The organism is Streptomyces sp. NPDC003635, from assembly GCF_053587635.1.
Map to the genome: position 1 here is coordinate 137,220 of NZ_JBSFOK010000012.1, position 26,625 is coordinate 163,844.

26 protein-coding genes are annotated in these 26,625 nt (G+C 70.9%); 20 read left to right on the forward strand and 6 right to left on the reverse strand.

Features of this window, described 5'->3' with window-relative positions; all coding sequences use genetic code 11:
* Positions 1-111: 111 nt before the first annotated feature.
* Together ACWDRW_RS14490 and ACWDRW_RS14495 are read left to right on the forward strand one after the other, a co-directional pair.
* Positions 112-1,233, forward strand: coding sequence for a ferrochelatase (locus ACWDRW_RS14490; protein WP_451723125.1), 1,122 nt, complete (start codon positions 112-114; stop codon positions 1,231-1,233).
* Positions 1,234-1,592: 359 nt separating this feature from the next.
* Positions 1,593-2,408, forward strand: a complete 816-nt coding sequence (locus ACWDRW_RS14495) for an inositol monophosphatase family protein (RefSeq protein ID WP_451723127.1) — start codon at positions 1,593-1,595, stop codon at positions 2,406-2,408.
* A 97-nt stretch (positions 2,409-2,505) separates the two neighbouring features.
* Here ACWDRW_RS14495 and ACWDRW_RS14500 read toward each other — a convergent pair whose 3' ends face one another.
* Positions 2,506-2,679 (reverse strand): hypothetical protein, encoded by a 174-nt coding sequence (locus ACWDRW_RS14500; RefSeq protein WP_210576912.1) that lies wholly within the window; start codon positions 2,677-2,679, stop codon positions 2,506-2,508.
* 362 nt (positions 2,680-3,041) lie between these two features.
* On the opposite strand from ACWDRW_RS14500, the gene ACWDRW_RS14505 reads away from it, so the two are divergent.
* The 4 genes from ACWDRW_RS14505 to ACWDRW_RS14520 all read left to right on the forward strand — a co-directional run bounded on the left by ACWDRW_RS14505 (position 3,042) and on the right by ACWDRW_RS14520 (position 6,616).
* Positions 3,042-3,695, forward strand: a complete 654-nt coding sequence (locus tag ACWDRW_RS14505; RefSeq protein WP_007385219.1) for a response regulator transcription factor — start codon at positions 3,042-3,044, stop codon at positions 3,693-3,695.
* 6 nt (positions 3,696-3,701) lie between these two features.
* Positions 3,702-4,937: a sensor histidine kinase gene (locus ACWDRW_RS14510; RefSeq protein WP_451723128.1), complete on the forward strand. Its 1,236-nt coding sequence runs from the start codon at positions 3,702-3,704 to the stop codon at positions 4,935-4,937.
* 394 nt (positions 4,938-5,331) lie between these two features.
* Positions 5,332-5,628, forward strand: a complete 297-nt coding sequence (locus tag ACWDRW_RS14515; RefSeq protein WP_005481602.1) for a DUF4193 domain-containing protein — start codon at positions 5,332-5,334, stop codon at positions 5,626-5,628.
* A 13-nt stretch (positions 5,629-5,641) separates the two neighbouring features.
* Positions 5,642-6,616, forward strand: a complete 975-nt coding sequence (locus ACWDRW_RS14520) for a hypothetical protein (protein WP_451723131.1) — start codon at positions 5,642-5,644, stop codon at positions 6,614-6,616.
* 49 nt (positions 6,617-6,665) lie between these two features.
* On the opposite strand, the gene ACWDRW_RS14525 is transcribed toward ACWDRW_RS14520, so the two are convergent.
* A complete protein-coding gene (locus ACWDRW_RS14525) occupies positions 6,666-7,124 on the reverse strand; it encodes a DUF3093 domain-containing protein (protein ID WP_451723133.1) in 459 nt (152 codons plus the stop codon).
* A gap of 58 nt (positions 7,125-7,182) precedes the next feature.
* Here ACWDRW_RS14525 and ACWDRW_RS14530 point away from each other — a divergent pair, with 58 nt between their 5' ends.
* The 6 genes from ACWDRW_RS14530 (at position 7,183) to ACWDRW_RS14555 (ending at position 13,737) form a co-directional block, all read left to right on the forward strand.
* Complete coding sequence (locus ACWDRW_RS14530) at positions 7,183-7,767, forward strand: PaaI family thioesterase (protein ID WP_451723134.1); 585 nt, start codon at positions 7,183-7,185, stop codon at positions 7,765-7,767.
* Positions 7,764-8,315, forward strand: coding sequence for a dUTP diphosphatase (gene dut / locus ACWDRW_RS14535; RefSeq protein ID WP_451723136.1), 552 nt, complete (start codon positions 7,764-7,766; stop codon positions 8,313-8,315). The genes ACWDRW_RS14530 and dut overlap by 4 nt, the downstream gene beginning before the upstream one ends.
* Before the next feature lies 1 nt (position 8,316).
* Positions 8,317-9,078, forward strand: coding sequence for a DUF3710 domain-containing protein (locus ACWDRW_RS14540; protein ID WP_451723137.1), 762 nt, complete (start codon positions 8,317-8,319; stop codon positions 9,076-9,078).
* 136 nt (positions 9,079-9,214) lie between these two features.
* Complete coding sequence (locus tag ACWDRW_RS14545; RefSeq protein WP_451723138.1) at positions 9,215-10,411, forward strand: alginate lyase family protein; 1,197 nt, start codon at positions 9,215-9,217, stop codon at positions 10,409-10,411.
* A 108-nt stretch (positions 10,412-10,519) separates the two neighbouring features.
* Positions 10,520-13,057, forward strand: a complete 2,538-nt coding sequence (locus ACWDRW_RS14550; RefSeq protein WP_451723140.1) for a DUF4118 domain-containing protein — start codon at positions 10,520-10,522, stop codon at positions 13,055-13,057.
* On the forward strand, positions 13,054-13,737 hold the full coding sequence (locus ACWDRW_RS14555) for a response regulator (protein WP_451723142.1): 684 nt from the start codon (positions 13,054-13,056) through the stop codon (positions 13,735-13,737). Before ACWDRW_RS14550 ends, ACWDRW_RS14555 begins: the two co-directional genes overlap by 4 nt.
* On the opposite strand, the gene ACWDRW_RS14560 is transcribed toward ACWDRW_RS14555, so the two are convergent.
* Entirely contained in the window at positions 13,734-14,873 is a 1,140-nt protein-coding gene (locus ACWDRW_RS14560; RefSeq protein ID WP_451723143.1) for a GDSL-type esterase/lipase family protein, read from the reverse strand. The two genes, ACWDRW_RS14555 and ACWDRW_RS14560, sit on opposite strands and share 4 nt — an antisense overlap.
* An 11-nt stretch (positions 14,874-14,884) precedes the next feature.
* Positions 14,885-15,454 (reverse strand): TetR/AcrR family transcriptional regulator, encoded by a 570-nt coding sequence (locus tag ACWDRW_RS14565; RefSeq protein WP_451723145.1) that lies wholly within the window; start codon positions 15,452-15,454, stop codon positions 14,885-14,887.
* A 136-nt stretch (positions 15,455-15,590) separates the two neighbouring features.
* On the opposite strand from ACWDRW_RS14565, the gene ACWDRW_RS14570 reads away from it, so the two are divergent.
* Complete coding sequence (locus ACWDRW_RS14570; protein ID WP_315882050.1) at positions 15,591-15,989, forward strand: OB-fold nucleic acid binding domain-containing protein; 399 nt, start codon at positions 15,591-15,593, stop codon at positions 15,987-15,989.
* Between the two features lie 3 nt (positions 15,990-15,992).
* Positions 15,993-16,718, forward strand: a complete 726-nt coding sequence (locus tag ACWDRW_RS14575) for a DUF3159 domain-containing protein (protein WP_451723147.1) — start codon at positions 15,993-15,995, stop codon at positions 16,716-16,718.
* A gap of 67 nt (positions 16,719-16,785) precedes the next feature.
* Here the strand turns inward: ACWDRW_RS14575 and ACWDRW_RS14580 are convergent, their stop codons facing one another.
* Both ACWDRW_RS14580 and ACWDRW_RS14585 read right to left on the reverse strand, forming a co-directional pair.
* A complete protein-coding gene (locus tag ACWDRW_RS14580) occupies positions 16,786-17,463 on the reverse strand; it encodes a potassium channel family protein (RefSeq protein WP_451723148.1) in 678 nt (225 codons plus the stop codon).
* Positions 17,463-18,134: a potassium channel family protein gene (locus tag ACWDRW_RS14585; RefSeq protein WP_451723150.1), complete on the reverse strand. Its 672-nt coding sequence runs from the start codon at positions 18,132-18,134 to the stop codon at positions 17,463-17,465. The genes ACWDRW_RS14580 and ACWDRW_RS14585 overlap by 1 nt, the downstream gene beginning before the upstream one ends.
* 406 nt (positions 18,135-18,540) lie before the next feature.
* On the opposite strand from ACWDRW_RS14585, the gene ACWDRW_RS14590 reads away from it, so the two are divergent.
* The 6 genes from ACWDRW_RS14590 to ACWDRW_RS14615 all read left to right on the forward strand — a co-directional run bounded on the left by ACWDRW_RS14590 (position 18,541) and on the right by ACWDRW_RS14615 (position 26,622).
* Positions 18,541-20,589: an APC family permease gene (locus ACWDRW_RS14590; protein WP_451723152.1), complete on the forward strand. Its 2,049-nt coding sequence runs from the start codon at positions 18,541-18,543 to the stop codon at positions 20,587-20,589.
* 54 nt (positions 20,590-20,643) lie between these two features.
* Positions 20,644-21,975, forward strand: coding sequence for a class I SAM-dependent RNA methyltransferase (locus tag ACWDRW_RS14595; RefSeq protein ID WP_451723154.1), 1,332 nt, complete (start codon positions 20,644-20,646; stop codon positions 21,973-21,975).
* A gap of 16 nt (positions 21,976-21,991) precedes the next feature.
* Positions 21,992-22,405: a DUF3592 domain-containing protein gene (locus ACWDRW_RS14600; RefSeq protein ID WP_451723156.1), complete on the forward strand. Its 414-nt coding sequence runs from the start codon at positions 21,992-21,994 to the stop codon at positions 22,403-22,405.
* The gene (locus ACWDRW_RS14605; protein WP_451723158.1) at positions 22,402-23,280 is read left to right on the forward strand and encodes an endo alpha-1,4 polygalactosaminidase; all 879 of its coding nucleotides are present in this window, start codon (positions 22,402-22,404) and stop codon (positions 23,278-23,280) included. The genes ACWDRW_RS14600 and ACWDRW_RS14605 overlap by 4 nt, the downstream gene beginning before the upstream one ends.
* A 664-nt stretch (positions 23,281-23,944) precedes the next feature.
* Positions 23,945-25,657, forward strand: a complete 1,713-nt coding sequence (locus tag ACWDRW_RS14610; RefSeq protein ID WP_451723159.1) for a fatty acyl-AMP ligase — start codon at positions 23,945-23,947, stop codon at positions 25,655-25,657.
* Positions 25,658-25,791: 134 nt separating this feature from the next.
* On the forward strand, positions 25,792-26,622 hold the full coding sequence (locus tag ACWDRW_RS14615) for an AfsR/SARP family transcriptional regulator (RefSeq protein ID WP_399497419.1): 831 nt from the start codon (positions 25,792-25,794) through the stop codon (positions 26,620-26,622).
* Positions 26,623-26,625 lie beyond the last annotated feature (3 nt).

A 26,625-nucleotide genomic window follows, 5' to 3' on the forward strand; every position in this document is an offset into this window, starting at 1 on the left:
CGATACAGCTTACGAGTGAGGTGACCCTAATGCACCCGATCGGCCGGTCGGGAACCGGGTCGCCACCCCGCCGTTTCCCGGCTGTCAGTGCCGGGTGGCAGGATCGGTGGCATGCCAGACGCGCTCGATGCCAGCCCTTACGACGCCCTGCTCCTGCTCTCCTTCGGCGGCCCGGAGGGCCCGGACGACGTGGTTCCGTTCCTGGAGAACGTGACGCGAGGCCGCGGCATCCCCAAAGAACGCCTGAAGGAAGTCGGACAGCACTACTTCCTCTTCGGCGGGGTCAGCCCCATCAACGACCAGAACCGCGCGCTCCTCGACGCCCTGCGCAAGGACTTCGCCGACCACGGCCTGGACCTGCCGGTGTACTGGGGCAACCGCAACTGGGCGCCCTATCTCACGGACACCCTGCGGGAGATGGCGCGCGACGGCCGGCGCCGGGTCCTCGTCCTCGCCACCAGCGCCTACGCCTCGTACTCGGGCTGCCGCCAGTACCGCGAGAACCTCGCCGACTCGCTCGCCGCGCTCGAGACGGAGGGCCTCGAGCCGCCGAGGATCGACAAGCTGCGGCACTACTTCAACCACCCGGGCTTCGTGGAGCCCATGATCGACGGTGTGCTGCGCTCGCTGGCCGATCTGCCCGAGGAGGTCCGGGCCGACGCCGAGATCGCCTTCACCACCCACTCCATCCCGGACTCCGCGGCGGACACCTCCGGACCGGTCGAGGGCCACGGCGACGGCGGCGCGTACGTGAAGCAGCACCTGGACGTGGCGCGGCTGATCGCCGACGCGGTCCGCGAGCGCACCGGGGTCGACCACGACTGGCGGCTCGTCTACCAGTCCCGCTCCGGCGCCCCGCACATCCCGTGGCTCGAGCCCGACATCTGCGATCACCTGGAGGAGCGGCACGCCTCCGGCGTCCCGGCGGTCGTCATGGCCCCCATCGGTTTCGTCTCGGACCACATGGAGGTCCTGTACGACCTCGACACCGAGGCCACGGCCAAGGCGGAGGAGCTGGGGCTGCCGGTGCGCCGCTCGGCCACGGTCGGCGCCGACCCGAGATTCGCCGCCGCGGTCCGCGAGCTCGTCCTGGAGCGGGCCGCCGCGGAGAGCGGGCGGGCGGTCACGCCGTGCGCCCTCGGCGCGCTCGGCCCGAGCCACAACCTCTGCCCGGTCGGTTGCTGCCCTGCCCGCGCCCCCCGTCCCGCCGCCGCGGGCGCGGACAGCCCGTAGGCCTGACCGGCCGGAGCGGCACGCGGCGGCCCGGCCCGCTCGCCCCCGCACGTGAGGGGGCGGCCCGAATACCTGTACGGACACTCGGACCGCCCCCCCCTCGCACCCGAGCCCAACCGTTCCCACGTCCGCCGGGCAGAGCCGCCCCGGGCGGAGCCCTCGGCCCACGCCCGGGTCCGTCCCGGTCCGCGCCGCGACCGTACGCACACCCGGACCGCCCCCTCACACCCGAGCCAAGCCGATACGCCCCCGTCCACCGGGCAGAGCCGACGCGGGCGCAGCCCCGCCGCGAAGGCTGCCCCGGTCCGCGCCCCGACCGCCCCGAGTCGACGCCCGACGCCCGACACCCGAGGAGCCCCGTGACCGACCCCCTGCACTCGGACCTGCTCCGTCTCGCCCAGGAGGCCGCGCGGCGCGCGGGCGACCTGTTGCGGGACGGCCGCCCGGCCGACCTCGCGGTGGCCAGGACCAAGTCGAGCCCGATCGACGTGGTCACCGAGATGGACATCGCGGCCGAGAAGCTGATCACCGACCTGATCTCCGACCACCGCCCCGACGACGGCTTCCTCGGCGAGGAGGGCGCCTCCACCGACGGCACCAGCGGAATCCGCTGGGTCGTCGACCCCCTCGACGGCACGGTCAACTACCTGTACGGCCTGCCGACTTGGGCGGTCTCCATCGCCGCCGAGCAGGACGGCGAGACGGTCGTCGCAGTCGTCGCCGCCCCGATGCGCCGGGAGACGTACCACGCGGTCCGCGGCGCCGGCGCCTGGGCCACGGGCGCCTGGGACGGCGAGCGCCCGCTGACCTGCCGCCCGGCGCCGCCCCTGGAGCAGGCGCTGGTCTCCACGGGCTTCAACTACGTCACCCAGGTCCGCCTCCACCAGGCCGAGGTCGCCCACCGGCTGATCCCGCTCCTGCGCGACATCCGGCGCTCGGGTTCGGCCGCGGTCGACCTGTGCGACGTGGCGGTGGGCCGGCTGGACGGCTACTACGAGCGGGGTCTGCACCCCTGGGACCTCGCGGCGGGCGACCTGATCGCCCGGGAAGCGGGCGCGCTGACCGGTGGGCGCCCCGGAGAGCGCCCGTCGAACGATCTGGCGGTGGCGGCCACCCCGGGCGTCTTCGAGCCCCTCCAGCGGCTGCTGGAGGACTTCGGCGCCTGGCACGACTGAGCGGCGACCCCGAGCAAGCGAAAGCACCCCGGCGCTGGATTCGCCGGGGTGCTTCTCGTTGCTCAAGCTGTTGCTCACGCGGGTGCTGACACGCTGATCAGACGCTGGCTGCGCCGACTTCCACACCGTGCTCGGCGGCGAGGCGGCGCAGGTCGTCGAGCTCGCCCTGCTCCACCTCGACGAGGAAGTCGTCGCCCTCGTCACGGGCCCGCGTCAGGTCGGACTCGGTCGCCCTTATGCGCTGCAGAAGCCCTGCGGTGAATGCGTCCATGCTGTGCCCCCTCGTCCTGGGTCGTGGGTCGGTGGCACGGGGGTGTGCCGTTCGGAAGGGGCGATCACGTCGACCGCTCTGCGGAAAGCGGATTGCCTTGTACCGCATGGTGGTGCGGCACAAGCAGAGCGTGATCGCGGGGTGTAAAGCCGTCCTCCCCCCGCTCCCATTCACGGAAACCTCAACCCACGGAGAAAATCTGGCATTCCCGGGCCTCACACCCGCCCTGCATGCGTCACTCACCCGTCTTACCGCCGACTTATGGCCGAAAAGGGCAGGATGGAGGCCAACACACCCCAGCAGACCCCTGCCCGCGCGCCCGAGCGGCGCTACGCGGGTGGACATCAGGAAGGAACAGCGACGTGCGCGTACTCGTCGTCGAGGACGAGCAGCTGCTCGCCGATGCGGTGGCCACCGGACTGCGCCGGGAGGCCATGGCCGTCGACGTCGTGTACGACGGTGCGGCCGCCCTGGAGCGCATCGGCGTCAACGACTACGACGTGGTCGTCCTCGACCGCGACCTCCCGCTCGTGCACGGCGACGACGTCTGTCGCAAGATCGTCGAACTCGGCATGCCCACCCGCGTGCTGATGCTCACCGCCTCCGGCGACGTCAGCGACCGGGTCGAGGGCCTGGAGATCGGCGCCGACGACTACCTCCCCAAGCCCTTCGCCTTCAGCGAGCTCACGGCACGCGTGCGTGCCCTCGGCCGACGTACGAGCGTCCCGCTGCCCCCGGTGCTGGAGCGCGCCGGGATCAAGCTCGACCCCAACCGCCGCGAGGTCTTCCGCGACGGCAAGGAGGTCCAGCTCGCGCCCAAGGAGTTCGCCGTGCTGGAGGTGCTGATGCGCTCCGAGGGCGCCGTCGTCTCCGCGGAGCAGCTGCTGGAGAAGGCCTGGGACGAGAACACCGACCCGTTCACCAACGTCGTCCGGGTCACCGTCATGACGCTGCGCCGCAAGCTCGGCGAGCCCCCCGTCATCGTCACCGTCCCCGGCTCCGGCTACCGGATCTGATCCCCCATGGCAGCGACCCCCGCACCGCCCCAGGCGCCCCCGAAACCGACCTGGGACCCGAGAAAGCAGGTGCAGCCCTTCCCCTGGCTGCGCCCCACCATCCGTATACGGCTCACCCTGCTCTACGGCGGCATGTTCCTGATCGCCGGCATCCTGCTGCTGTCGATCATCTACCTGCTCGCCGCGAGCGCGCTGAACGTCGGCAGTGATCTGCCCTTCCGGATCCTGTCCGGTTCCGTGTCCAGCGACATGTGCAACATGCGTGCCACCAGCCTCCCCGCGGACGAGCTCAACCGCGCGCTGAACGAGTGCGTGAACGAACAGCGCCAGCACGCTCTGGACACCCTGCTCAGCCGCTCCCTGCTGGCCCTCCTCGGCCTCGCCGTGATCGCCTTCGCCTTCGGCTACGCGATGGCCGGACGCGTCCTGTCGCCGCTCGGCCGGATCACCCGCACCGCCCGCGCGGTGGCCGGCTCCGACCTCTCCCGGCGGATCGAGCTGGACGGCCCGGACGACGAGCTGAAGGAGCTCGCGGACACCTTCGACGACATGCTGGAGCGGCTCCAGCGGGCCTTCACCGCGCAGCAGCGCTTCGTCGGCAACGCCTCGCACGAGCTGCGCACCCCGCTGGCGATCAACCGCACGCTCCTGGAGGTGCACCTGTCCGACCCGGAGGCGCCGGTGGAGCTCCAGCAGCTCGGCAAGACCCTGCTGGCCACCAACGAGCGCAGTGAGCAGCTGGTGGAGGGCCTGCTGCTGCTCGCTCGCAGCGACAACCAGATCGTCGAGCGCAAACCCGTCGACCTCGCGGAGGTCGCCGAGCAGGCCGTGGACCAGGTGCACGGCGAGGCGGCGGCCAAGGGCGTGGAGATCCGCGGCAAGCGCGACCCCGCGGTGGTCCAGGGCAACGGCGTGCTGCTGGAGCGGATCGCCCTGAACCTGGTGCAGAACGCCGTGCGGTACAACATCCCCGAGGGCGGCTGGGTGGAGGTCACCACCGAGCTCCAGCACGGCCAGGCGCTGCTCGTCGTGACGAACACCGGCCCCGTCGTCCCGGCGTACGAGATCGACAACCTGTTCGAGCCCTTCCGGCGGCTGCGGACGGAGCGCACGGGCAGCGACAAGGGCGTCGGGCTCGGCCTGTCCATCGCGCGGTCCGTGGCCCGCGCGCACGGCGGGCACATCGCGGCACAGCCGCGCGAAGGGGGCGGGCTGGTGATGAGGGTTGCCCTGCCCGTCTGAGATCGTTGCCGTGCACACACGGGGATGTTCGCTTTGCGCGGAATTTTCCGAGGGCGGGATGAGCGGTACCGTGTGTGATCGATCACAAGGGCGAATTTCCGGCCATCTACTCTCCGTGATCATGCGCCCCGCCGGAAAGCCGGGAAAATCCGGGTTTTCGGGGGTCTTGATCACGGGAAGTACACGGTGAGACGCCTTTGAAGTGCGGCATTGGGACCGTGTACGGTCCGCATCGCCATCCAAGCCGATCACTCTTGAGGAGTCCGGTTGGGTGTCGATTGAGTAACAGACCTTGATGTGAGGCAAAATCTCCGCCTCGGGTCGGGCACAAGTCCGGCCTCTCACGCGTTACGTGCGCTGGAGACACCGCAGACACCCAGAGGGGGAGAGCGACATGGCAACGGATTACGACACCCCACGCAAGACCGACGACGACGTCGACTCGGACAGCCTTGAAGAGCTCAAGGCCCGGCGGAACGACAAGTCGACCTCCGCAGTGGACGTCGACGAGTTCGAGGCCGCGGAAGGCCTGGAGCTGCCCGGAGCGGACCTCTCGAACGAGGAGCTGGCCGTCCGGGTGCTGCCCAAGCAGCAGGACGAGTTCACCTGCATGAGCTGCTTCCTGGTGCACCACCGCAGCCAGCTGGCCCGGGAGAAGAACGGTCAGCCGATCTGCCGCGACTGCGACTGAGGGCGGGTCGGGCATGACCGGCTCGACCCCTCCCTGGAAGCGCCGCTTCCCCTCGCGGGGAGCGGACCAAGGGCCGTCCGACGGCCCGCACGGCGCGCGTGACGACGAGCGAGGCTCATCCGGTACGGGATCGGCCTCGCTCGAAGCTGCGGCCGGCCCTGGCCATGTGCCGGTGCCGGCGCAGTCTCCCGCGCCCGTCGCCCGGCGGCGGGCCGCGGTGATCGGTGAGAAGGCCCGGGAAGGCGTCCGCAAGGGCGGCAGCCGCGCGAAGGCGGGGCTCGCCTACCTGGCTGACCGGATCATCGAGAACGCCCCGCGAGTGCCCGTACGCGACCTCGCGACCCTGCGCAGACAGTTCCCGGGGCTCGGCCCCGAGCAGCTCGCCGACAAGCTCGTCGCGGGCGCCATGACGGCGACGTCGACGGTCGGCGCGGGCGTCGGCGCGGCGGCGATGCTGCCCGTGCCGCCGGCGATGCCGACGGAGCTGGCCGCGGAGATCACCGGGGTCGCCGCGATCGAGCTGAAACTGATCGCCGAGCTGCACGAGGTCTACGGCGTACGGCCGCCGGGGAACCTGAAGCAGCGCTCCACCGCGTACCTGGACTCCTGGTCCGGCGAGCGCGGGGTCGACGTGACCAAACCGTCGACGGTGAGCGTGGCGCTGAACTCCCAGATGAAGCACCAGTTGCGGCAGCAGATCATGAAGCGGATGGTGCGCAATCTGCCGAACCTGATGCCGTTCATGGTCGGCGCGGCCGTGGGCGCGCTGATGAACCGAAGAGACACCAAGAAGCTTGCGGACCGGATCCGCGCGGACCTGCGCAGGATCCAGGTGCCGTGGGACGCGCTGGCGGCCCTTCCGCCACTGGAGACCCCGGCCGATCCGCTGACCATGGGCGACATCACCCGGGAAGTCGGCCGCAGACGCTTCGGCGGTTTCGGGAAGGGCGGCGGTTTCGGCAAGAGCGGCGAGTCGGGGAAGAACTGAGAGCCGCGGGCGCCGGGTCCCCGTTCCGGGGACCCCTCGACCCTGTGTGCTAGGCGGCCTTCGCCGCGCTGATCGCCTCGGCCAGGCCCTCCGGGTCGCGCGTCGACAGGTACAGGTACGGCGTCGGGTCCTCGGGGTCCGTGACCTCCACCCGCAGGGCGCGCGGGATGTAGGCGCGCAGCAGCAGGAAGGCGCGGGTGTCGGCCTTGTGGGTGCGCCAGGCCCGGGCCTCCTCCGGGTCCAGGACCTCCGCCTCGCCCAGCGCCGTGACCGGGATCTTCGCGTCGCCGGCGATCAGCGAGCCGCCCACCACCCGGATGCGGACGGCGCCGTAGGAACTGGCCACCACGGCCGCCGCCGCGGTGCCGCCGACCAGCCCGCCGAGCATCGGCAGGGTGCCGAACGGCAGCAGGATCAGCGCCAGGGAGACGCCGACCAGGACCGACATCAGCCACCACGAGCGGGGGGCGGTGAGGCGTTCTTCGTACGGGGTGGCGGAGAGCTGCATGGAGCCAAGCTTGGCACGGTGTCCGGAACGTGCCGACGCGCGGGTAAGGTCAGCGGCTGTGAGTGGTACATCCGCAAGCCTTCAGCCCCCGGCCGACGCCGTGACACCGGTGCGACACCGTGATGCTCCCGCGCCGGGTGAGCTGCTCGGTGCGCACTACGGCCAGTGTTTCGGTTGTGGCGGTGAGCAGCCGCACGGGCTGCACCTCCAGGCACGGGCGGGCGAAGGGGTCTCCCTCACCGCCGAGTTCACCGTGCGCCCCGAGCACCAGGGCGCCCCGGGCCTCGCGCACGGAGGCGTCCTCGCGACCGCGCTCGACGAGACCCTCGGCTCGCTGAACTGGCTGCTGCGGACCATCGCCGTGACCGGCCGGCTCGAGACCGACTTCCGGCGGCCGGTGCCGGTGGGCACCACGCTGCACCTGGAGGCCGAGGTGACCGCGGTGGCCGGGCGGAAGATCTACTCCACCGCCACCGGACGCGTCGGCGGCCCCGACGGCCCGGTCGCCGTCCGCGCCGACGCGCTCTTCATCGAGGTCAAGGTCGACCACTTCATCGACAACGGCCGCCAGGAGGAGATCCAGGCCGCCATGAGCGATCCGGACCAGGTGCGGCGGGCCCGCGCCTTCGAGGTGAACCCGTGAGCCGTGACCCGCTGAACGTGCTGATTCGCCGCGTCGATCCGGACGTACCGCTTCCGTCGTACGCGCACCCCGGCGACGCCGGAGCGGATCTGCGCACGACCGAGCCCTGCGAACTGAAGCCCGGGGAACGGGCCGTACTGCCGACGGGGGTGTCTGTGGCGCTGCCGGAGGGGTACGCGGCCTTCGTGCACCCACGTTCCGGACTGGCCGCCCGCTGCGGTGTCGCCCTGGTGAATGCCCCAGGGACGGTTGATGCCGGGTACCGTGGGGAGATCAAGGTGATCGTGGTGAATCTCGACCCGCGCGAGTCCGTGCGGTTCGAGCGCTTCGACCGGATTGCCCAACTGGTCGTCCAGCAGGTCGAGAGGGTCCGCTTCCAGGAGGTCGCGGAGCTTCCCGACTCGGCGCGGGCCGAGGGGGGCTTCGGGTCCACCGGTGGGCACGCCGCCGTGGACGGCGGGCGCGGCACAAGCGGTCAGGCCGCCGAGGGCGGCACGACGGGTGGGACTAGATACGCTTCGGTCGTATCCGACCGGGAAGGACAGTGACGTGTTCGGACGTCGCAAGAAGAAGGGTGCCGCCGAGGACGCGGCCGGCGAGCCCGAGCAGGTCGTCGACGGCGTCGACACCGAGGCGGACGACGAAGGCACGCGCGAGCGCGTGCGCCTGGAGCCGGAGCCGCGGCCCGACGGACCGTGGGACAGCACCGAGGTGCGGGAGCCCGGCGAGGGCCGGGTGGACCTGGGCGGGCTCTTCGTGCCCGGCGTCGACGGCATGGAGCTGCGGGTCGAGGTCGCGGGCGACGCGATCGTCGCGGCGACCGTCGTGCTGCGCGACAGCGCCATCCAGCTGCAGGCCTTCGCGGCGCCCAAGCGCGAGGGCATCTGGGGCGAGGTGCGCGAGGAGATCGGCGCCGGCATCACCCAGCAGGGCGGCATCATCGACGAGGTCGAGGGTCCCCTCGGCTGGGAGCTGCGCGCGCAGGTCCCGGTCCAGCTGCCGGACGGCACGGGCGGTTTCCAGGTCGTGCGGTTCGTCGGTGTGGACGGTCCGCGCTGGTTCCTGCGCGGTGTGATCTCCGGCCAGGGCGCGGTGCAGCCGCAGGCGGCCGGGCTGCTGGAGCAGATCTTCCGCGACACGGTCGTGGTCCGCGGCGAGGGCCCGATGGCGCCCCGCGACCCGATCGTCCTGAAGCTGCCGAACGACGCCCAGATGGTCCCCGAGGGGGTCCAGCAGGAGGAGGGCGGCTCCCGCTTCTCCGGTGGCATGGGTCAGCTGCAGCGCGGACCGGAGATCACCGAAGTCCGCTAGCCGCTCCGCGCGGTCGAGCGAATCAAGGGCCGTACCCCGGGCGGGGTGCGGCCCTTAGTCGTGCGCGCACCCTTGACGGGTGATTGGTCTGGACCTAACGTCGCGTCACTCGCATTCAACAGAGTGCCCCGTGTTCATGTATGAGAACGGAGCCGTCGTGCGTCGAACCCCCCTCCTGGCGACCGTCACCGCCCTCCTGCTCAGCCTCAGCGGTGTCCTCGCGCAGCCCTCCAGCGCAGCCCCCGCCACCTTCGTCCACCCCGGAGTCACCGTCTCCAAGGGCCAGTTGGACTTCACCCGCAGCAAGGTCCTGGCCGGCGCCCAGCCCTGGAAGGGCGCCTACGACCAGATGATGGCGAGCAAGTACGCCGACCTGAACCGCACCCCCAGGCCCCGCGCGGTCGTGGAGTGCGGCTCGTACTCCAACCCCAACTACGGCTGCACCGACGAGCGCGAGGACGCCATAGCCGCGTACACCAACGCCCTCGCCTGGTACATCACGCGGGACGCGCGCTATGCCCAGAAGTCCATCCAGCTCATGGACGCCTGGTCCGCCGTCATCACCGACCACACCAACAGCAACGCCCCGCTCCAGACCGGCTGGGCCGGCTCCTCCTGGCCCAAGGCCGCCGAGATCATCAAGTACACGTACACCGGAGGCTGGCCGAACTCCGGCCGCTTCTCGACCATGCTCCGCGACGTCTACCTCCCCGAGATCATCAACGGCTCCAACTCCAACGGGAACTGGGAGCTGTCGATGATGGAGGCGGCCATCGGCATCTCGGTCTTCCTCGAGGACAAGACGTCGTACGACAAGGCCATGGCGAAGTTCCGCACGCGCACCGCCGCCTACGTCTACCTCGCCTCCGACGGCGAGCTGCCGAGGACCGTGCCGAGCCAGAACCTCGACACCCGCGACAAGGTCGTGCGGTACTGGCAGGGCCAATCCACCTTCGTCACCGGACTCACCCAGGAGACCTGCCGCGACCTCACGCACACCGGCTACGGCATCTCCGCGATCTCCCATGTCGCCGAGACCAGCCGGATCCAGGGCCAGGACCTGTACGGCACCGACGTCGGCGAGCGGCTGCGGCACGCGCTCGGCTTCCAGGCCAAGTACGAACTCGGTACGGCCGTACCGAGCTGGCTGTGCGGCGGCTCCCTGCACCTGGGGCTCGGCCCGGTCACCGAGGTCGGCTACAACGCCCTGCACAACCGGCTCGGCATCGCCATGACCAACACCGGGACGCTGACCGAGCGGGGCCGCCCGGCGGGCAGCAACAACCTCTTCGTCGCCTGGGAGACCCTCACCCACGGGGACAACCCCTCCTGAGCGGGGCGGACGGGCGCCGGGTGCGGACGCGTCAGGGTTGCGTCAAAAGCCACCCGGCGGCCACACCCGGTGCCGTATGTCCGGTTTGCTCGCCGTAAAGTCAACGCTGTGGCACGCGGCAGGCTTCGGATCTACCTCGGTGCGGCACCGGGCGTCGGCAAGACGTACGCGATGCTCTCCGAGGCGCACCGGCGTATCGAGCGGGGCACGGACTGCGTGGTCGCGTTCGTGGAGCACCACGGCCGGCCGCGCACCGAGGTGATGCTGCACGGTCTGGAGCAGATCCCGCGCCGGGAGCTGGCGTACCGGGGCGGTGTCTTCACCGAGATGGACGTCGACGCCGTGCTGGCCCGGCGGCCCGAAGTGGCCCTCGTCGACGAGCTGGCGCACACGAACGTGCCCGGCTCGCGCAACACCAAGCGCTGGCAGGACGTCGAGGAGCTGCTGGCGGCCGGGATCGACGTCATATCGACCGTCAACATCCAGCACCTGGAGTCGCTGGGGGACGTCGTCGAGTCGATCACCGGCGTACGGCAGCAGGAGACCGTGCCGGACGAGGTGGTGCGGCGGGCGGACCAGATCGAGCTGGTCGACATGTCGCCGCAGGCGCTGCGGCGGCGGATGGCGCACGGCAACGTCTACCGGCCCGACAAGGTCGACGCGGCGCTGTCGAACTACTTCCGGCCGGGCAATCTGACCGCCCTGCGGGAGCTGGCCCTGCTGTGGGTGGCCGACCGGGTCGACGAGTACCTGCGGGAGTACCGCGGCGAGCACCGGGTGTCGAGGATCTGGGGCTCGCGGGAGCGGATCGTGGTCGGGCTGACCGGCGGCCCGGAGGGGCGCACGCTGATCCGGCGGGCCGCCCGACTGGCGGAGAAGGGCGCCGGGGGCGAGGTGCTCGCCGTGTACATCGCCCGCAGCGACGGGCTGACCTCCGCCTCGCCGAAGGAACTCGCCGTCCAGCGCACCCTGGTCGAGGATCTCGGCGGCACCTTCCACCATGTCGTGGGCGACGACATCCCAGCGGCCCTGCTGGCCTTCGCGCGCGGGGTGAACGCCACCCAGATCGTGCTCGGCTCCTCGCGCCGCAAGGCCTGGCAGTACGTCTTCGGCCCCGGCGTCGGCGCGACCGTCGCCCGGGAGTCGGGGCCCGATCTCGACGTGCACATCGTCACCCACGAAGAGGCCGCCAAGGGGCGCGGGCTGCCCGTCGCCCGGGGGGCGCGGCTCGGGCGGGTCCGGATCATCTGGGGCTGGCTGGTCGGGCTCGGCCTCCCGGTGGCCCTCGCGGTGCTGCTGAACGCCGTGGACCTGGGTCTGGCCAACACCATGCTGCTGTTCCTGACGGCGGTCGTGGCGGCGGCGTTGCTCGGCGGACTCTTCCCGGCGCTCGCCTCGGCCGCCGTCGGGTCGCTGCTGATGAACTACTTCTTCACCCCGCCCCTGCACCGGTTCACCATCGCCGACCCGAAGAACATCGTCGCCATCGCGATCTTCGTCGGGGTGGGGGTGTCGGTCGCCTCCGTCGTCGACCTCGCCGCCCGCCGCACCCACCAGGCCGCCCGGCTGCGCGCCGAGTCGGAGATCCTCTCCTTCCTCGCGGGCGACGTGCTGCGCGGCGAGACCAGCCTGGAGGCGCTGCTGGAACGGGTCCGCGAGACCTTCGGGATGGAGTCGGCGGCCCTGCTGGAGCGGACCGGCGACCGCGAACCGTGGACCTGCGCGGGCAGCGTGGGCCTCGGCCGGCCCGTGGAGCGCCCGGAGGACGCCGACGTCGACATGCCGGTCGGGGACCACATGGCGCTGGCGCTGACCGGGCGGGTGCTGCCCGCCGAGGACCGCCGGGTGCTGGCCGCGTTCGCCGCGCAGGCCGCCGTCGTGCTGGACCGGCGCCGCCTTCGGGAGGAGGCCGACCGGTCCCGCGCGCTGGCCGAGGGCAACCGCATCCGTACGGCGCTGCTGGCCGCCGTCAGCCACGATCTGCGCACCCCGCTCGCCGGGATCAAGGCGGCCGTGAGCAGCCTGCGCTCGGACGACGTGGCCTGGTCGGCCGAGGACGAGGCGGAGCTGCTGGCCGGTATCGAGGAGGGCGCCGACCGCCTCGACCACCTGGTGGGCAACCTGCTCGACATGTCCCGCCTGCAGACCGGCACGGTCAGCGCGATCGTCCGTGAGATCGACCTCGACGAGGTGGTGCCGATGGCGCTCGGCGGGGTGCCCGAGGACAGCGTGGAGCTGGACGTCCCGGAGACCCTGCCGATGGTCGCCGTCGACCCCGGGCTGCTGGAGCGCACGGTCGCCAACGTCGTGGAGAACGCCGTGAAGTACAGCCCGCCCGGCACCCCCGTCCTGGTCGGCGCCAGCTCCCTCGCCGACCGGGTCGAGGTGCGGGTCGTGGACCGCGGTCCGGGCGTCCCGGACGAGGCGAAGGAGCGGATCTTCGCGCCCTTCCAGCGGTACGGTGACGCTCCACGCGGCGCCGGGGTGGGGCTCGGACTCGCGGTCGCGCGAGGCTTCGCCGAGGCGATGGGCGGGACGCTGAGCGCGGAGGACACCCCGGGAGGCGGCCTCACCATGGTGCTCACGCTCCGCGCGGCGGCGGCGCTCTCCCCGGTAGTCCAGGAACCCGAAAGGCAGGCCACATGACCAGGGTGCTCGTGATCGACGACGAGCCGCAGATCGTGCGCGCCCTTGTGATCAACCTCAAGGCCCGCAAGTACGAGGTCGACGCCGCGCACGACGGCGCCACCGCGCTCCAGCTCGCCGCCGCCCGCCACCCCGACGTGGTGGTCCTCGACCTCGGTCTGCCCGACATGGACGGCGTCGAGGTGATCCGGGGCCTGCGCGGCTGGACCCGGGTGCCGATCCTGGTGCTCTCCGCCCGGCATTCCTCCGACGAGAAGGTGGAGGCCCTGGACGCGGGCGCGGACGACTACGTGACGAAGCCGTTCGGCATGGACGAGCTGCTGGCCCGGCTGCGGGCGGCGGTCCGGCGCGCCGAGCCCGTCGGGGGCGGCGAGGAGGATGTCCTCGTCGAGACCGGCACGTTCACGGTCGACCTGGCCGCCAAGAAGGTCCGGCGCGACGGCGCGGACGTCCGGCTGACCCCGACGGAGTGGCACCTGCTGGAGGTGCTGGTGCGCAACTCCGGGCGGCTGGTGAGTCAGAAGCAGCTGCTGCAGGAGGTCTGGGGGCCGTCGTACGGGACGGAGACGAACTATCTGCGCGTGTACATGGCCCAGCTGCGAAGGAAGCTGGAGGCGGATCCTTCGCACCCGAAGCACTTCATCACCGAACCCGGGATGGGGTACCGGTTCGAGCGCTAGCCCGCGGTCAGGAGCCGCGCGAAGCGCTCGCCCATCAGGCGGTGCGTCGCGGCGTCCGGGTGGAGTTCGTCGGGGAGCGGCAGCTCGGCGTAGTCCGTTTCGCCGTAGAGGTCGCGGCCGTCGACGTAGCGCAGGTTCGGGTCATCGGGCCCGCGCTGCTCCACGACGCGGGACAGCTCCTCGCGGATCACCGTGAGCGTCAGTTTCCCGGCCGCCGTCTCCTCGGGGTCGCCGGTGGCCCAGAAGCGCAGCTTTCCCTCGCCGAGCGCGGAGAGGTCGAAGGCGCCCGGCCCCGGGGTGTCCTCGTGGATGGGGCACAGGATGGGGGAGACGACGAGCAGCGGGGTCTCGGGGTGGCCCTCGCGGATGGTGTCCAGGAAGCCGTGGACGGCCGGGACGAAGGCGCGCAGGCGCATCAGGTCCAGGTTGACCAGGTTGATGCCGATCTTGACGCTGATCAGGTCGGCCGGGGTGTCCCGGATGGCGCGGGCGGTGAACGGGTCGAGGAGGGCGCTGCCGCCGAAGCCCAGGTTGATCAGCTCCACGCCCGCCAGGGCCGCGGCGCGGGCGGGCCAGATGCCGGTGGGGCTCGCCGCGTCGGAGCCGTGGCTGATGGAGCTGCCGTGGTGCAGCCAGACCCTGCGGCCCCGGTCGGGCAGGGGCTCGACGGGGGCGTCGGCGCGCAGGGCGACCAGTTCGGTCATCTCGTTGTGCGGCAGCCAGATCTCCACGTCCTTCTCCCGCCCGGGCAGGCCGGTGAAGCGCAGGCCGGCGACCGGGCCGGGCCGCAGCTGGGGTTCGCCGGTGGCCGGGTCGACGGTGACGGTGTTGCCGCCGGCCGCCACCGCCTGGTCGGTGAGGACTCCGTCGACGAGCAGGTCGTAGACACCGTCCGGGCGGGGCGGGGCGCCGACGTAGGACCGCTTCGTGGGCAGGGTGTCCAGCTCCACCGTGGTGGCCCGGGTGCGGAAGGCCAGCCGTACGCCGGAGGGCTGGGCCTCCGCCATGGCCAGCTGCGGGTCGGCGCACTGGACGCGGGCCCGCGTGGGGAGCCGGTGCGGCAGCAGGCCGTGTGGGGTCCGCTCCAGGTCGAGGGCGCCGCGGACGAGGTCGGGGGTGAGGGGGATCGTGTCCATGGTGGGGGCTTTCAGGCTGAGGGCCAGTTGCGCAGAGTGGCGTCCAGGGCGTCCAGGATCCGGGTCCAGGAGGTCTCGCTGTCGGGGGAGCTGTGGCTGAAGCCGCCCGCCAGCTCCAGCTCGACGTAGCCGTGGAAAACGCTGCCCAGCAGGCGGACGGCGTGGGTCTGGTCGGGCTCGGTCAGGTCGTAGCCGCGCAGGATGGCGCGGGTCATCTGGGCGTGCCGTACGCCCGCGCTCCTGGCCGCCGTCTCCGGGTCGAGACGGAAGCGGGCGGCGGCGTAGCGGCCGGGGTGGCCGCGGGCGTAGTCGCGGTAGACGTCGGCGAACGCGGTCAGGGCGTCCTTGCCGGCCCGGCCGGCCAGTGCGTCGGCGGCCCGGTCGGCGAGCTCCTCGAGGGCCAGCAGGGCGATCCGGACCTTGAGGTCATGGGAGTTCTTCAGGTGCGAGTACAGGCTCGCGACCTTGACGTCGAACCGCCGGGCCAGCGCCGAGACGGTCACCCGGTCGAAGCCGACCTCGTCGGCCAGCTCCGCCCCGGCCCGGGTCAGCAGCTCGGGGGTGAGTCCTGCGCGCGCCATGACCGTCCTTTCGTTCACCGAAAGCAATCATGCAATTTCCTAAATGCTTTAGGCAAGTCGCGAGACACTCACCGGTGGTTCGAGAGCCTCCTCACGCGGGTACGTAGCTGTCGGTGCACCCCGGTACGCTTCAGACATGAGTTCTGTTCCTCGTTCCGAGAAGCCGGTGGGCCGGTTCCGGCGCATGCTTGACCGGCTCTCCTCGTCGCAGGAGGACCTGGAGTCCGAGGAACTGCGCGAGGACGCCGAGACGGCCGGCTGCACACGCATCGGTGACTGCCGTGACCGACAGATAGTCACCGTTACTGGTACCTTGCGCACGGTCACTCTGCGGCCGCGTGCCGGAGTGCCGGCCCTGGAGGCCGAACTCTTCGACGGCTCCGCCGCGCTGGACGTGGTGTGGCTCGGCAGACGCTCCATCGTGGGCATAGAGCCGGGGCGCAAGCTGATCGCGTCGGGCCGGATCTCGATGAGCCGGGGCCGCCGGGTGCTGTTCAACCCGAAATACGAACTGAGACCGCTCGGACGGGAGTAGCCGGTGACGTCGCTCGACAAGCCGACCGAAGACACCACCGCAGCAGGCGAGCACGACTCCCGGGCGGTGACCCAGGACGCGCTGTTCGAGGCCTTCGGCGGCATGCGCGGCATGGTCGAGACGGTGTTGCCCGGACTGCTGTTCGTCACCATCTACACCATCAACAAGGACCTGCACCTGTCGGCGATCGCGGCCCTCGGGGTGTCCCTGCTGCTCGTCGCCGTCCGGCTGGTGATGAGGGACACCGTCAAGCACGCCTTCAGCGGCGTCTTCGGTGTCGCGTTCGGTGTCGTCTTCGCGATGATGACCGGCAACGCCAAGGACTTCTACCTGCCCGGCATGCTGTACACACTGGGCCTGGGCCTGGCGTACATCATCACCACTCTGTGCGGCGTCCCGCTGATCGGTCTGATCCTCGGCCCGGTGTTCAAGGAGAACCTCTCCTGGCGCACCCGCAACCCGGGCCGCAAGAAGGCCTACGCCAAGGCGAGTTACGCCTGGGGCGCGATCCTGCTCGCCAAGTGCGCGATCCTCTTCCCGCTGTACTGGTGGGCCGACACCGAGCAACTGGGCTGGGTCCTGGTCGCCCTGAAGATCCCGCCCTTCCTGCTGGCCGTCTGGCTGACCTGGGTCTTCCTCGCCAAGGCGCCCGCTCCGATCGACGTGTTCGCGGAGATGGAGGCGGCGGAGAAGGCCGAGAAGGAGAAGCAGGCCGCGCGGTCCGACTGAGCAGGCCGAGCAGTCAGCGCGAAGGGCGCCCCGGGAGATCCCGTGGCGCCCTTCGTCGTCGTCACCGCTACTCGGCCGTCTCCTCGCGGCGCACCGACAGCAGGTCCTCCAGCTGTTCCTCGCGGGCCTGCGCGGCCACGAACAGCAGCTCGTCGCCCGCCTCCAGGGAGTCGTCCCTGGTCGGGGTGAGCACCCGCGTGCCGCGGATGATCGTCACCAGCGAGGTGTCCTGCGGCCACTCCACATCGCCGACCTGGGTGCCGGCCAGGGCCGACTCCTCGGGCAGGGTCAGCTCGACGAGGTTGGCGTCGCCGTGGCTGAAGCGCAGCAGGCGGACCAGATCGCCGACGCTCACCGCCTCCTCGACCAGGGCGGACATCAGGCGGGGGGTGGAGACGGCGACGTCGACGCCCCAGGACTCGTTGAAGAGCCACTCGTTCTTGGGGTTGTTGACGCGGGCGACGACGCGCGGGACGCCGTACTCCGTCTTCGCCAGCAGGGAGACGACCAGGTTCACCTTGTCGTCGCCGGTCGCGGCGATCACGACGTTGCAGCGCTGGAGCGCCGCCTCGTCCAGGGACGTGATCTCGCAGGCGTCGGCCAGCAGCCACTCCGCCTGCGGGACGCGCTCGACCGAGATGGCGGTCGGCGCCTTGTCGATCAGCAGGACCTCGTGGCCGTTCTCCAGCAGCTCGCCCGCGATCGAGCGGCCGACGGCGCCGGCACCGGCAATGGCGACCCTCATCAGTGACCGCCCTCCTCTTCGGGACCCTTGGCGAACGCCGCCTCGACCGTGTCGACCTCGTCGGTGCGCATCATCACGTGCACCAGGTCGCCTTCCTGCAACACCGTCTGCGAACTGGGCAGGATGGCCTCGCCGAGCCGGGTCAGGAACGCCACGCGGACGCCGGTCTCCTCCTGGAGCCTGCTGATCTTGTGGCCCACCCAGGCCGGGGAGGTGTGCACCTCGGCGAGCTGCACGCCACCGGTGGGGTCGCGCCACAGCGGCTCGGCGCCCGAGGGGAGCAGCCGGCGCAGCATCTGGTCGGCGGTCCAGCGGACGGTCGCCACCGTCGGAATGCCGAGGCGCTGGTAGACCTCGGCCCGCCGGGGGTCGTAGATACGCGCCGCGACGTTCTCCACGCCGAACATCTCGCGGGCCACGCGGGCGGAGATGATGTTGGAGTTGTCGCCGCTGGAGACGGCGGCGAAGGCGCCGGCCTCCTCGATGCCCGCCTCGCGCAGGGTGTCCTGGTCGAAGCCGATGCCGGTGACCCGGCGGCCGCCGAAACCGGGACCGAGGCGGCGGAAGGCGGTGGGGTCCTGATCGATCACAGCGACCGTGTGCCCCTGTTGCTCCAGGGTCTGGGCGAGAGCGGAACCCACTCTTCCGCAGCCCATGATGACGATGTGCACGACCGTCCTTCCACGTGTCAAGAGTTACTGCTCGGCCAGATCAGGGTCTCAGATCGACGCCCAAGCTACACACGCGCGGTAGGACGTCGGCACCCCTGTGCACGGTTGCCGCGAGTTCGCAACGATCAGCGCCGGCTGATGCTGCGCACGCTCGCGAGTGTCAGGATTCCGAGGAGGACGAGCGCGGCGGCGGCGCCGATCAACTGGGCGGTGGTGTCCATGGGGACCTCCGAGAGGCGGCAACGGCGGCGGAAAACCGGCGGGTTCAGTCATATAGGCATGCCGATCTCGTGAGCTGCGGAATCCGCAGCCGAGCCGCCCTCGATTTCACCCGGAGAGCAGGGGCGGGGCTCGAGTGGGGTGGCGGGTGGGCGGCAGCCCGTTCGAACGCCTACGATCCTCTGTTGTGTCCAAACTGACCGACGTGCCCAAACGGATCCTGATCGGGCGCGCACTGCGCAGTGACCGGCTGGGCGAAACGCTCCTGCCGAAGCGCATCGCACTCCCCGTCTTCGCCTCCGACCCGCTGTCCTCCGTGGCGTACGCGCCCGGCGAGGTCCTGCTGGTCCTGTCCATCGCGGGTGTGTCGGCGTACCACTTCAGCCCCTGGATCGCCGTCGCCGTCGTTGTCCTGATGTTCACGGTGGTCGCCTCCTACCGGCAGAACGTGCACGCCTACCCGAGCGGCGGCGGAGACTACGAGGTCGCGAACACCAACCTGGGCCCGAAGGCCGGCCTCACCGTGGCCAGCGCGCTGCTCGTGGACTACGTCCTGACCGTGGCCGTGTCCATCTCCTCCGGGGTGGAGAACCTCGGCTCCGCGATCCCCTTCGTCGTCGAGCACAAGGTGCTGTGCGCCGTCGGCATCATCGTGCTGCTGACACTGATGAACCTGCGCGGGGTGAAGGAGTCCGGCAGCCTCTTCGCGATCCCGACGTACGTCTTTGTCGCCGGTGTCTTCATCATGATCGCGTGGGGCGCGTTCCGGGGCCTGGTTCTCGACGAGACCATGTCCGCCCCGACCGCCGACTTCGAGATCAAGCCCGAGCACGAAGGGCTGGCCGGCTTCGCCCTGGTCTTTCTGCTGCTGCGCGCCTTCTCCTCCGGCTGCGCGGCGCTCACCGGCGTCGAGGCGATCAGCAACGGCGTCCCCGCCTTCCGCAAGCCCAAGTCGAAGAACGCGGCGACCACCCTCGCCCTCATGGGCGGCCTCGCGGTCACCATGTTCTGCGGCATCATCGGGCTCGCCATGGCCACCGATGTGCACATGGCGGAGAACCCGGCCAAGGACCTCATCGAGGACGGCGTCCCGGTCGGCTCCGACTACGTCCAGAACCCGGTGATCTCGCAGGTCGCGGCAGCCGTCTTCGGCGACGGCACCTTCTTCTTCGTGCTGCTCGCCGCCGCCACGGCCCTGGTCCTCTTCCTCGCGGCGAACACGGCGTACAACGGCTTCCCGCTGCTCGGTTCGATCCTCGCCCAGGACCGCTACCTGCCCCGCCAGCTCCACACCCGCGGCGACCGCCTCGCCTTCTCCAACGGCATCGTGCTCCTCGCCGGCGCCGCCGCCCTGCTGGTGTGGATCTACGGCGCCGACTCCACGCGGCTGATCCAGCTGTACATCGTCGGCGTGTTCGTCTCCTTCACGCTCAGCCAGACCGGCATGGTCCGGCACTGGAACCGCCATCTGCGCACCGAGACGGACCAGGCCAAGCGGCGCCACATGATCCGGTCCCGGGCGATCAACACCTTCGGCGCCTTCTTCACCGGCCTGGTGCTGGTCGTCGTCCTCGTCACCAAGTTCTCGCACGGCGCCTGGGTCGCCCTGCTCGGCATGGTGATCTTCTACGTGACCATGAGCGCGATCCGGAAGCACTACGACCGGGTCTCCGAGGAGATCGCCGCCCCCGACGGCCCGAGCGACGACAGCGTCCGCCCCTCCCGGGTGCACTCCGTGGTCCTGGTCTCCAAGATCCACCGGCCGACGCTGCGCGCCCTCGCGTACGCCAAGCTGATGCGCACCGACACCCTCGAGGCACTCAGCGTCAACGTCGACCCCGTCGAGACCAAGGCCCTCAAGGCCGAGTGGGAGCGGCGCGGCATCGACGTCCCGCTGAAGGTCCTGGACTCGCCGTACCGCGAGATCACCCGGCCGATCATCGAGTACGTCAAGAACCTGCGCCGGGAGTCGCCGCGCGACGCCGTGTCCGTGATCATCCCCGAGTACGTCGTGGGCCACTGGTACGAGCATCTGCTGCACAACCAGAGCGCGCTGCGGCTGAAGGGCCGGCTGCTGTTCACGCCGGGTGTGATGGTGACGTCGGTGCCCTACCAGCTCCAGTCCTCCGAGGTCGCCAAGAAGCGGGCCCGCAAGCGGCAGGAGTGGAACGCGCCGGGTTCGGTACGGCGTGGTCCGGCGGAGACACGGGCGAAGGAGTCCTCGAAACAGTCGTAGACTGGTGGGCTGTTGTCCCGGCCTTTCCCCTGACGTATCTGGAGTCACCCCGCCATGCAGGCAGAACCGAAGAAGTCGCTGGTGGGGGAGGCGTACGAGGTCGAGGTCGGCCCGGTCGCCCACGGTGGCCACTGCATCGCCCGCACGGACGAGGGCCAGGTGCTGTTCGTACGGCACGCGCTGCCCGGTGAGCGGGTCGTCGCCCGGGTCACCGAGGGCGAGGAGGGGGCCCGCTTCCTGCGCGCGGACGCGGTCGAGGTGCTGTCGGCGTCCAAGGACCGCGTCGAGGCGCCCTGCCCGTACGCCGGTCCCGGCCGCTGCGGCGGCTGCGACTGGCAGCACGCCAAGCCGGGCGCGCAGCGGCGGTTGAAGGGCGAGGTCGTCGCGGAGCAGCTCAAGCGGCTCGCCGGGCTGACGCCCGAGGAGGCCGGCTGGGACGGCACGGTGATGCCCGCCGAGGGCGACAAGCTGCCCGCCGGGCAGGTCCCGCAGTGGCGCACGCGCGTGCAGTACGCGGTGGAGGCCGAGTCCGGCCGGGCGGGTCTGCGCCGGCACCGCTCGCACGAGGTCGAGCCCATCGAGCACTGCATGATCGCGGCCGAGGGCGTGAGCGAACTCGGCATCGAGCAGCGGAACTGGGCGGGGATGGAGTCGGTCGAGGCGATCGCGGCGACCGGTTCGCAGGACCGCCAGGTGATCCTGACGCCCCGCCCGGGCGCCCGCCTGCCGATCGTCGAGCTGGACAAGCCGGTGTCGGTGATGCGGGTGGAGGAGAAGGACGGCGGTGTCCACCGCGTCCACGGCCGCACCTTTGTCCGCGAACGCGCCGACGGCCGTACCCACCGGGTCGGCAGCGGCGGCTTCTGGCAGGTCCACCCGAAGGCGGCGGACACGCTGGTGACGGCGGTGATGCAGGGGCTGCTGCCGCGCAAGGGCGAAATGGCGCTCGACCTGTACTGCGGAGTGGGCCTGTTCGCGGGCGCGCTGGCCGACCGCCTCGGTGACGAGGGCGCGGTGCTGGGCATCGAGTCCGGCAAGCGCGCGGTGGAGGACGCCCGGCACAACCTCGCCGACTTCGACCGGGTCCGCATCGAGCAGGGCAAGGTCGAGTCGGTGCTGCCGCGCACCGGGATCACCGAGGTCGACCTGGTCGTCCTGGACCCGCCGCGCGCGGGAGCGGGCCGCAGGACGGTGGAACACCTCTCGTCCCTGGGCGCCCGCCGCATCGCCTACGTGGCCTGCGACCCCGCCGCGCTGGCCCGGGACCTCGCGTACTTCCGGGACGGCGGGTACCGGGTGCGGACGCTGCGGGTGTTCGATCTGTTCCCGATGACGCATCACGTGGAGTGCGTGGCGATTCTGGAGCCCGCCGCGAAGGGTCGCTGACCGGGACGGGGGGACCGTGGCGGTGAAAGTGCTGGTGGGGGCGCTGCTGTGTGCCGGCGCCTCCCTGCTGTTGTTCGGGGCCGCCTGGCGGGACGCGCTGCTGGCGCGGCGGTTGCGGCGGGCCGGAGTGCGGGTCCGGGGTTGGGTGGTCGCCAACAAGCGGGTCCATGACGAGGACCAGCACTACTGGGTGCCGGTCATCGCCTTCCGCGACGACTCCGGCACCCGCCAGACGTTCTCGCCCCGGATGCGCGGAACCGGCCTCGCCCTCGCGACCGGGCGGGAGGTTCCGGTCGTGTACCTGGAGCGGCGCCCCGAGACGGCACGGCTGGACCTGTGGTGGCACATGACCGGGATGTGGGTGCTCCTGCTGGCCGGCGGGGCGGTCTTTCTCTGCGCCGGCGTGCTGATCGTCGTCCTCGCGTCATGACCACCCGCCCCCTCGCGACCGGAGCACCGACCATGCGCCACCGAGCCCTGCCCCGCCGCCTCGCCGTGGCGGTCGCCGTCGCCACCTGTCTCGCGCTCGCGGGTTGTACCGCGGACGACTCGGCCTCGGACGGGGCGCCGCCCTCGCCCACGACCGTGACACCGCCGCCCGTGAGCGCCGGGTTCGACTATCAGCTCCAGGCTCCTTATGAGCCTCCGGCCGGGGTGTCCGTCGTCGCCCGTGACCATACGGCGGCGCCCGCGCGCGGGCTCTACAACATCTGTTACGTCAACGCCTTCCAGGCACAGCCGGGCGCGGAGCGGGAGTGGGACCCCGATCTGCTCCTCCGCGACAAGGCGGGTGCCGTCGTCATGGACGCGGACTGGGGGGAGGCGATGCTGGACATCCGCACCGAGGCCAAGCGGGAGCGGATCGCCCGGAAGGTGAACTCCTGGATCGACGCGTGCGCGGCCAAGGGGTACCGGGCCGTCGAGCCGGACAACTACGACAGCTACACCCGCGCCCCGCGCGGGCTGCTGACCGCGCGGGACGCGAAGGCGTTCCTCTCCCTCCTCGCCCGGCACGCGCACGAGAAGGGGCTGGCCATCGCCCAGAAGAACACCCTGGAGCTGGCCCCGGACCGCGAGGAGGTCGGCGTCGACTTCGCGGTGGTGGAGGAGTGCGGGCAGTACGACGAATGCGGGGAGTACGCGGCGGAGTTCGGCCGACACATGATTGTGATCGAGTACACCGACCGGGGCATGGAGAAGGCCTGCCAGGGCTGGGCGGACGAGATCAGCATCGTCCGGCGGGACCTGGATCTCGCGCCCGCCGGGGGGGAGGACCACGTCCGAGAGACCTGCGACAGCTACTGAACGAGCCGGCCGCCCCCTGCGCGGTCGGGTCGTGGTCACCGCGGTGGCGGTCGCGGCGGACGCCGAGCCGCACCCCTGGATCGATCAGAAACGCGCCTTCGCGGCGAGTTGCCGCCCGAGTGAGCGCCGGGGACCGGCACCGGACCGGATGGTCTCGTTCTGGTGGCCCCGCACCTTGCTCAAGAGTTCAACTCGCGCGGGTTTCAGAGTGGTTGATACGGCAATGATTTGGTTCCCGAACGCGGTGCGGGTCCTCGGTCACGGCCCGGTGGACCCCCGCACTGAAGGGGCGCTCAGTCGGATCTCGGGCCCAAACCGCCCCTCGGTGGAGATCGAAGAGGGGTTCGATCGCGCCCAAGTCGCGAGTTTCGGGCTTCCGTTCTGATCCGGACGGGGAGACTCCGAGCGATACTTGCCAAGTTCAGCGCGGGTGCGGTGGGGAATCGCGGACAGGATCCGACCGGATCGATTCCTCAACACGTCATGAATTACCCGTACCGCCGGGCCATTGTCCCTCGTTATGATGCGTCTCACGCGTCCGACACCCGTCCGGGAGTCGAGGAGCGGTCATGCGTTTCTTGAGCATCGGCCGTTAGCTTCGCGCCATTGAGTCGAACGGGGGCGGTTCGAAATGGGTGGTTTTCTTGGCGCATTACGGCGTCGTATGGAGGCGGCGGATCCCAGCCGTGAGGCCTTCAGCTTCGTCGGTGCCGAGTCAACCGCGCCCGCCCAGGAGGAACCCGGCTCTCCGGTCCGGAATCTGACGTACGGCGAACTCGACCGTCAGGCACGCCAGTTGGCGGCCTGGGTGCAGTCGCGGGGCGGCGCGAACCAACGGGTCCTGCTGCCCAGCTGTGAGGGTCCGCTGCAGATTGCCGCGCTGCTCGGCTGTTTCTACGCCGGTGCGACCGCGGTGCCCTGTCCGTCCCCGCTGGACGGCGGGCGCAATGTCCGCCGGCTGACCGCCATCGCCAAGGACGCCGATGTGGCGCTGGCGCTCGCCGACTCCGCCGTGGCGGCCGAGCTGTCCCGGCTCTTCGCGGGCAGCGACCTGGTGTGCCTCGCGGCGGACCGGGCCGCGCTGCCGGACCCGGAGGACTGGCGGCCGACGGTGGCGGCGGACGACGACCCCGCCCTCATCCAGTACACCTCCGGATCGGTGACCCAGGTCAAGGGCGTCCTGCTCAGCCAGCGCAATCTGCTGGCCGGACAGGAGGCCATCACCCGGGCCCTCGGGACGGACGAGCACTCGGTGATCGGCGGCTGGCTGCCGCCGTACCACGACATGGGTCTGGTGGGGCAGTTGATGCACCCGCTCCACCTCGGCGCCCGCGGTGTGCTCATGCCGGCCGCCACCTTCGCCATCCGGCCGCTCAGTTGGCTGCGGATGATCGACGCGTACGGCGTCACCGTGTCCGGCGGACCGGACTACGCGTACGACATGTGCGTGCGGGCGGCGACGGACGAGGAGGTGGAGCGGCTCGACCTGTCCTCCTGGCGGGTCGCCGTCAACGGCGCCGAACCCGTGCGGGAGGCCACCATGGCCGCCTTCGCGGAGCGGTTCGCCCCGGCCGGCTTCCGGCCCGAGGCGTTCTACCCCGCGTACGGCCTGGCCGAGGCGACCCTGCTGGTGACCGGCGGCAGTCCCGGGCAGCCGCCCGCGGAACGAGCGGTGGATCCCGTCGCGCTCGCCGCCGGGCGCATGACCGCACCACGGAACGGCTCCCGGAGCCGGACCCTGGTCGGCGTGGGGCGGCCGTACGGAGTGCAGATACGTATCGTCGATCCGGAGACCCGGCAGGTGCTGGAGCCGGGGCGGGTGGGCGAGATCTGGATCCGGGGCGAGAGTGTCGCCTCGGGCTACTGGCGGCGCCGCGCCGAGACCGAGGAGAGTTTCGGAGCGGTCACGTCCGCGCACGATGGATCGTTTTTGCGTAGCGGCGACCTGGGTGCCGTGGACGATCACGGCGAGCTGTTCGTGATCGGCCGGCTCAAGGAGGGTGTCGTCGTCAACGGGGTGGATGTCGCGCCGGAGGACATCGAGACCTCGGTCCAAGGCCTGAACCCCTTGTTCGGGGTCACGGCGGCAGTGACCACGGGGCCGGAACGCGACCGGCTCATCGTGATACAGGAAGTGCGCGAGAACGGCCTCCTCGACGGCGAACTGCCGTCGCTCGCCGAGGCCGTACAGACCTATCTCGACGGGGAGTTCGGAATCCCCGACGCCGTGATCCTGCTCGTCCGGCCGGGCGTGGTACGGCGCACCACCAGTGGCAAGCTTCAGCGCTCGGCCATGCGAGGGCTCCTCCGGAGCGGCGGCATCCGGCCGCTGTATCCCCGAGTACCCGCCTTCCAGGCCGACTTCAGTCCGAGTTGAGCACACCTCCGGTTGCTCGCCGGACCATCACGTGACCGGTCACGCGGGGCATCGCGCGACCGGCACCTCATCCAGTGTTTCCCCATGCTGCGGAACTTCAGCAGTGGAATGCACAGGCAACAGAGAGGATGCCGATGGACATCGAAGTGCTCGGCGCATGCAGAGTGATGCAGACCGGCAAGTCTGTGGTGCCTTCCGCGGTCAAGCCACGCAAGGTTCTCGCAGTACTGGCCCTCAACCCTGACCGTCCCGTCTCCGTCGGGATGCTGGTGGAGGAGGTCTGGGGCGAGACCCCACCGCCCAGCGTGGCAACAACCCTGCAGACGTACATACTTCAACTTCGGAACCTTATCACCTCCGCCATCGGAGGCCCATCACCGGATATGCCTCTGGGCGCGAAAAGTGTGCTCGTGACCCAGCCCGGCGGCTATCTGCTGGAGACCCAGGGCGGTTCCGTCGACGTCCGGGAGTACGAGCGGCTCTCCGGCGGCGGTCATCGGGCCCTGGAGAAGGGGGACTACGAGGCGGCGGCGGACCTGTTCCGCAAGGCGCTGTCGCTGTGGCGCGGCCCCGCCCTCGCCGACGTGGAGTGCGGCCGGGTGCTGGACGTCGAGGTGACCCGCCTCGAGGAGTCCCGCATGGGCATACTGTGCCGCCGTATCGAGGCGGATCTGCTCCTCGGACGCCACCACGAGATCATCGGCGAGCTGTTCGGGCTCGCGGCGCGGCACCCCCTCCACGAGGGCATCCATCTGCAGTTGATGCTCGCCCTGTACCGGGCCGGGCGGCGCACCACGGCGCTGGAGGTCTACCAGCGGCTGCGCGATGTGCTCGCCGGGGAGCTCGGGCTCGACCCGAGCTATGAACTGCAGTCGCTCCAGGGGGCGTTGCTCGACTCCTCCTCCGAACTACGGCTGGACCAGCCGCTCTCGCTCTTCAGAGTGCGGGCGCCGGGCCGGTACTGACGC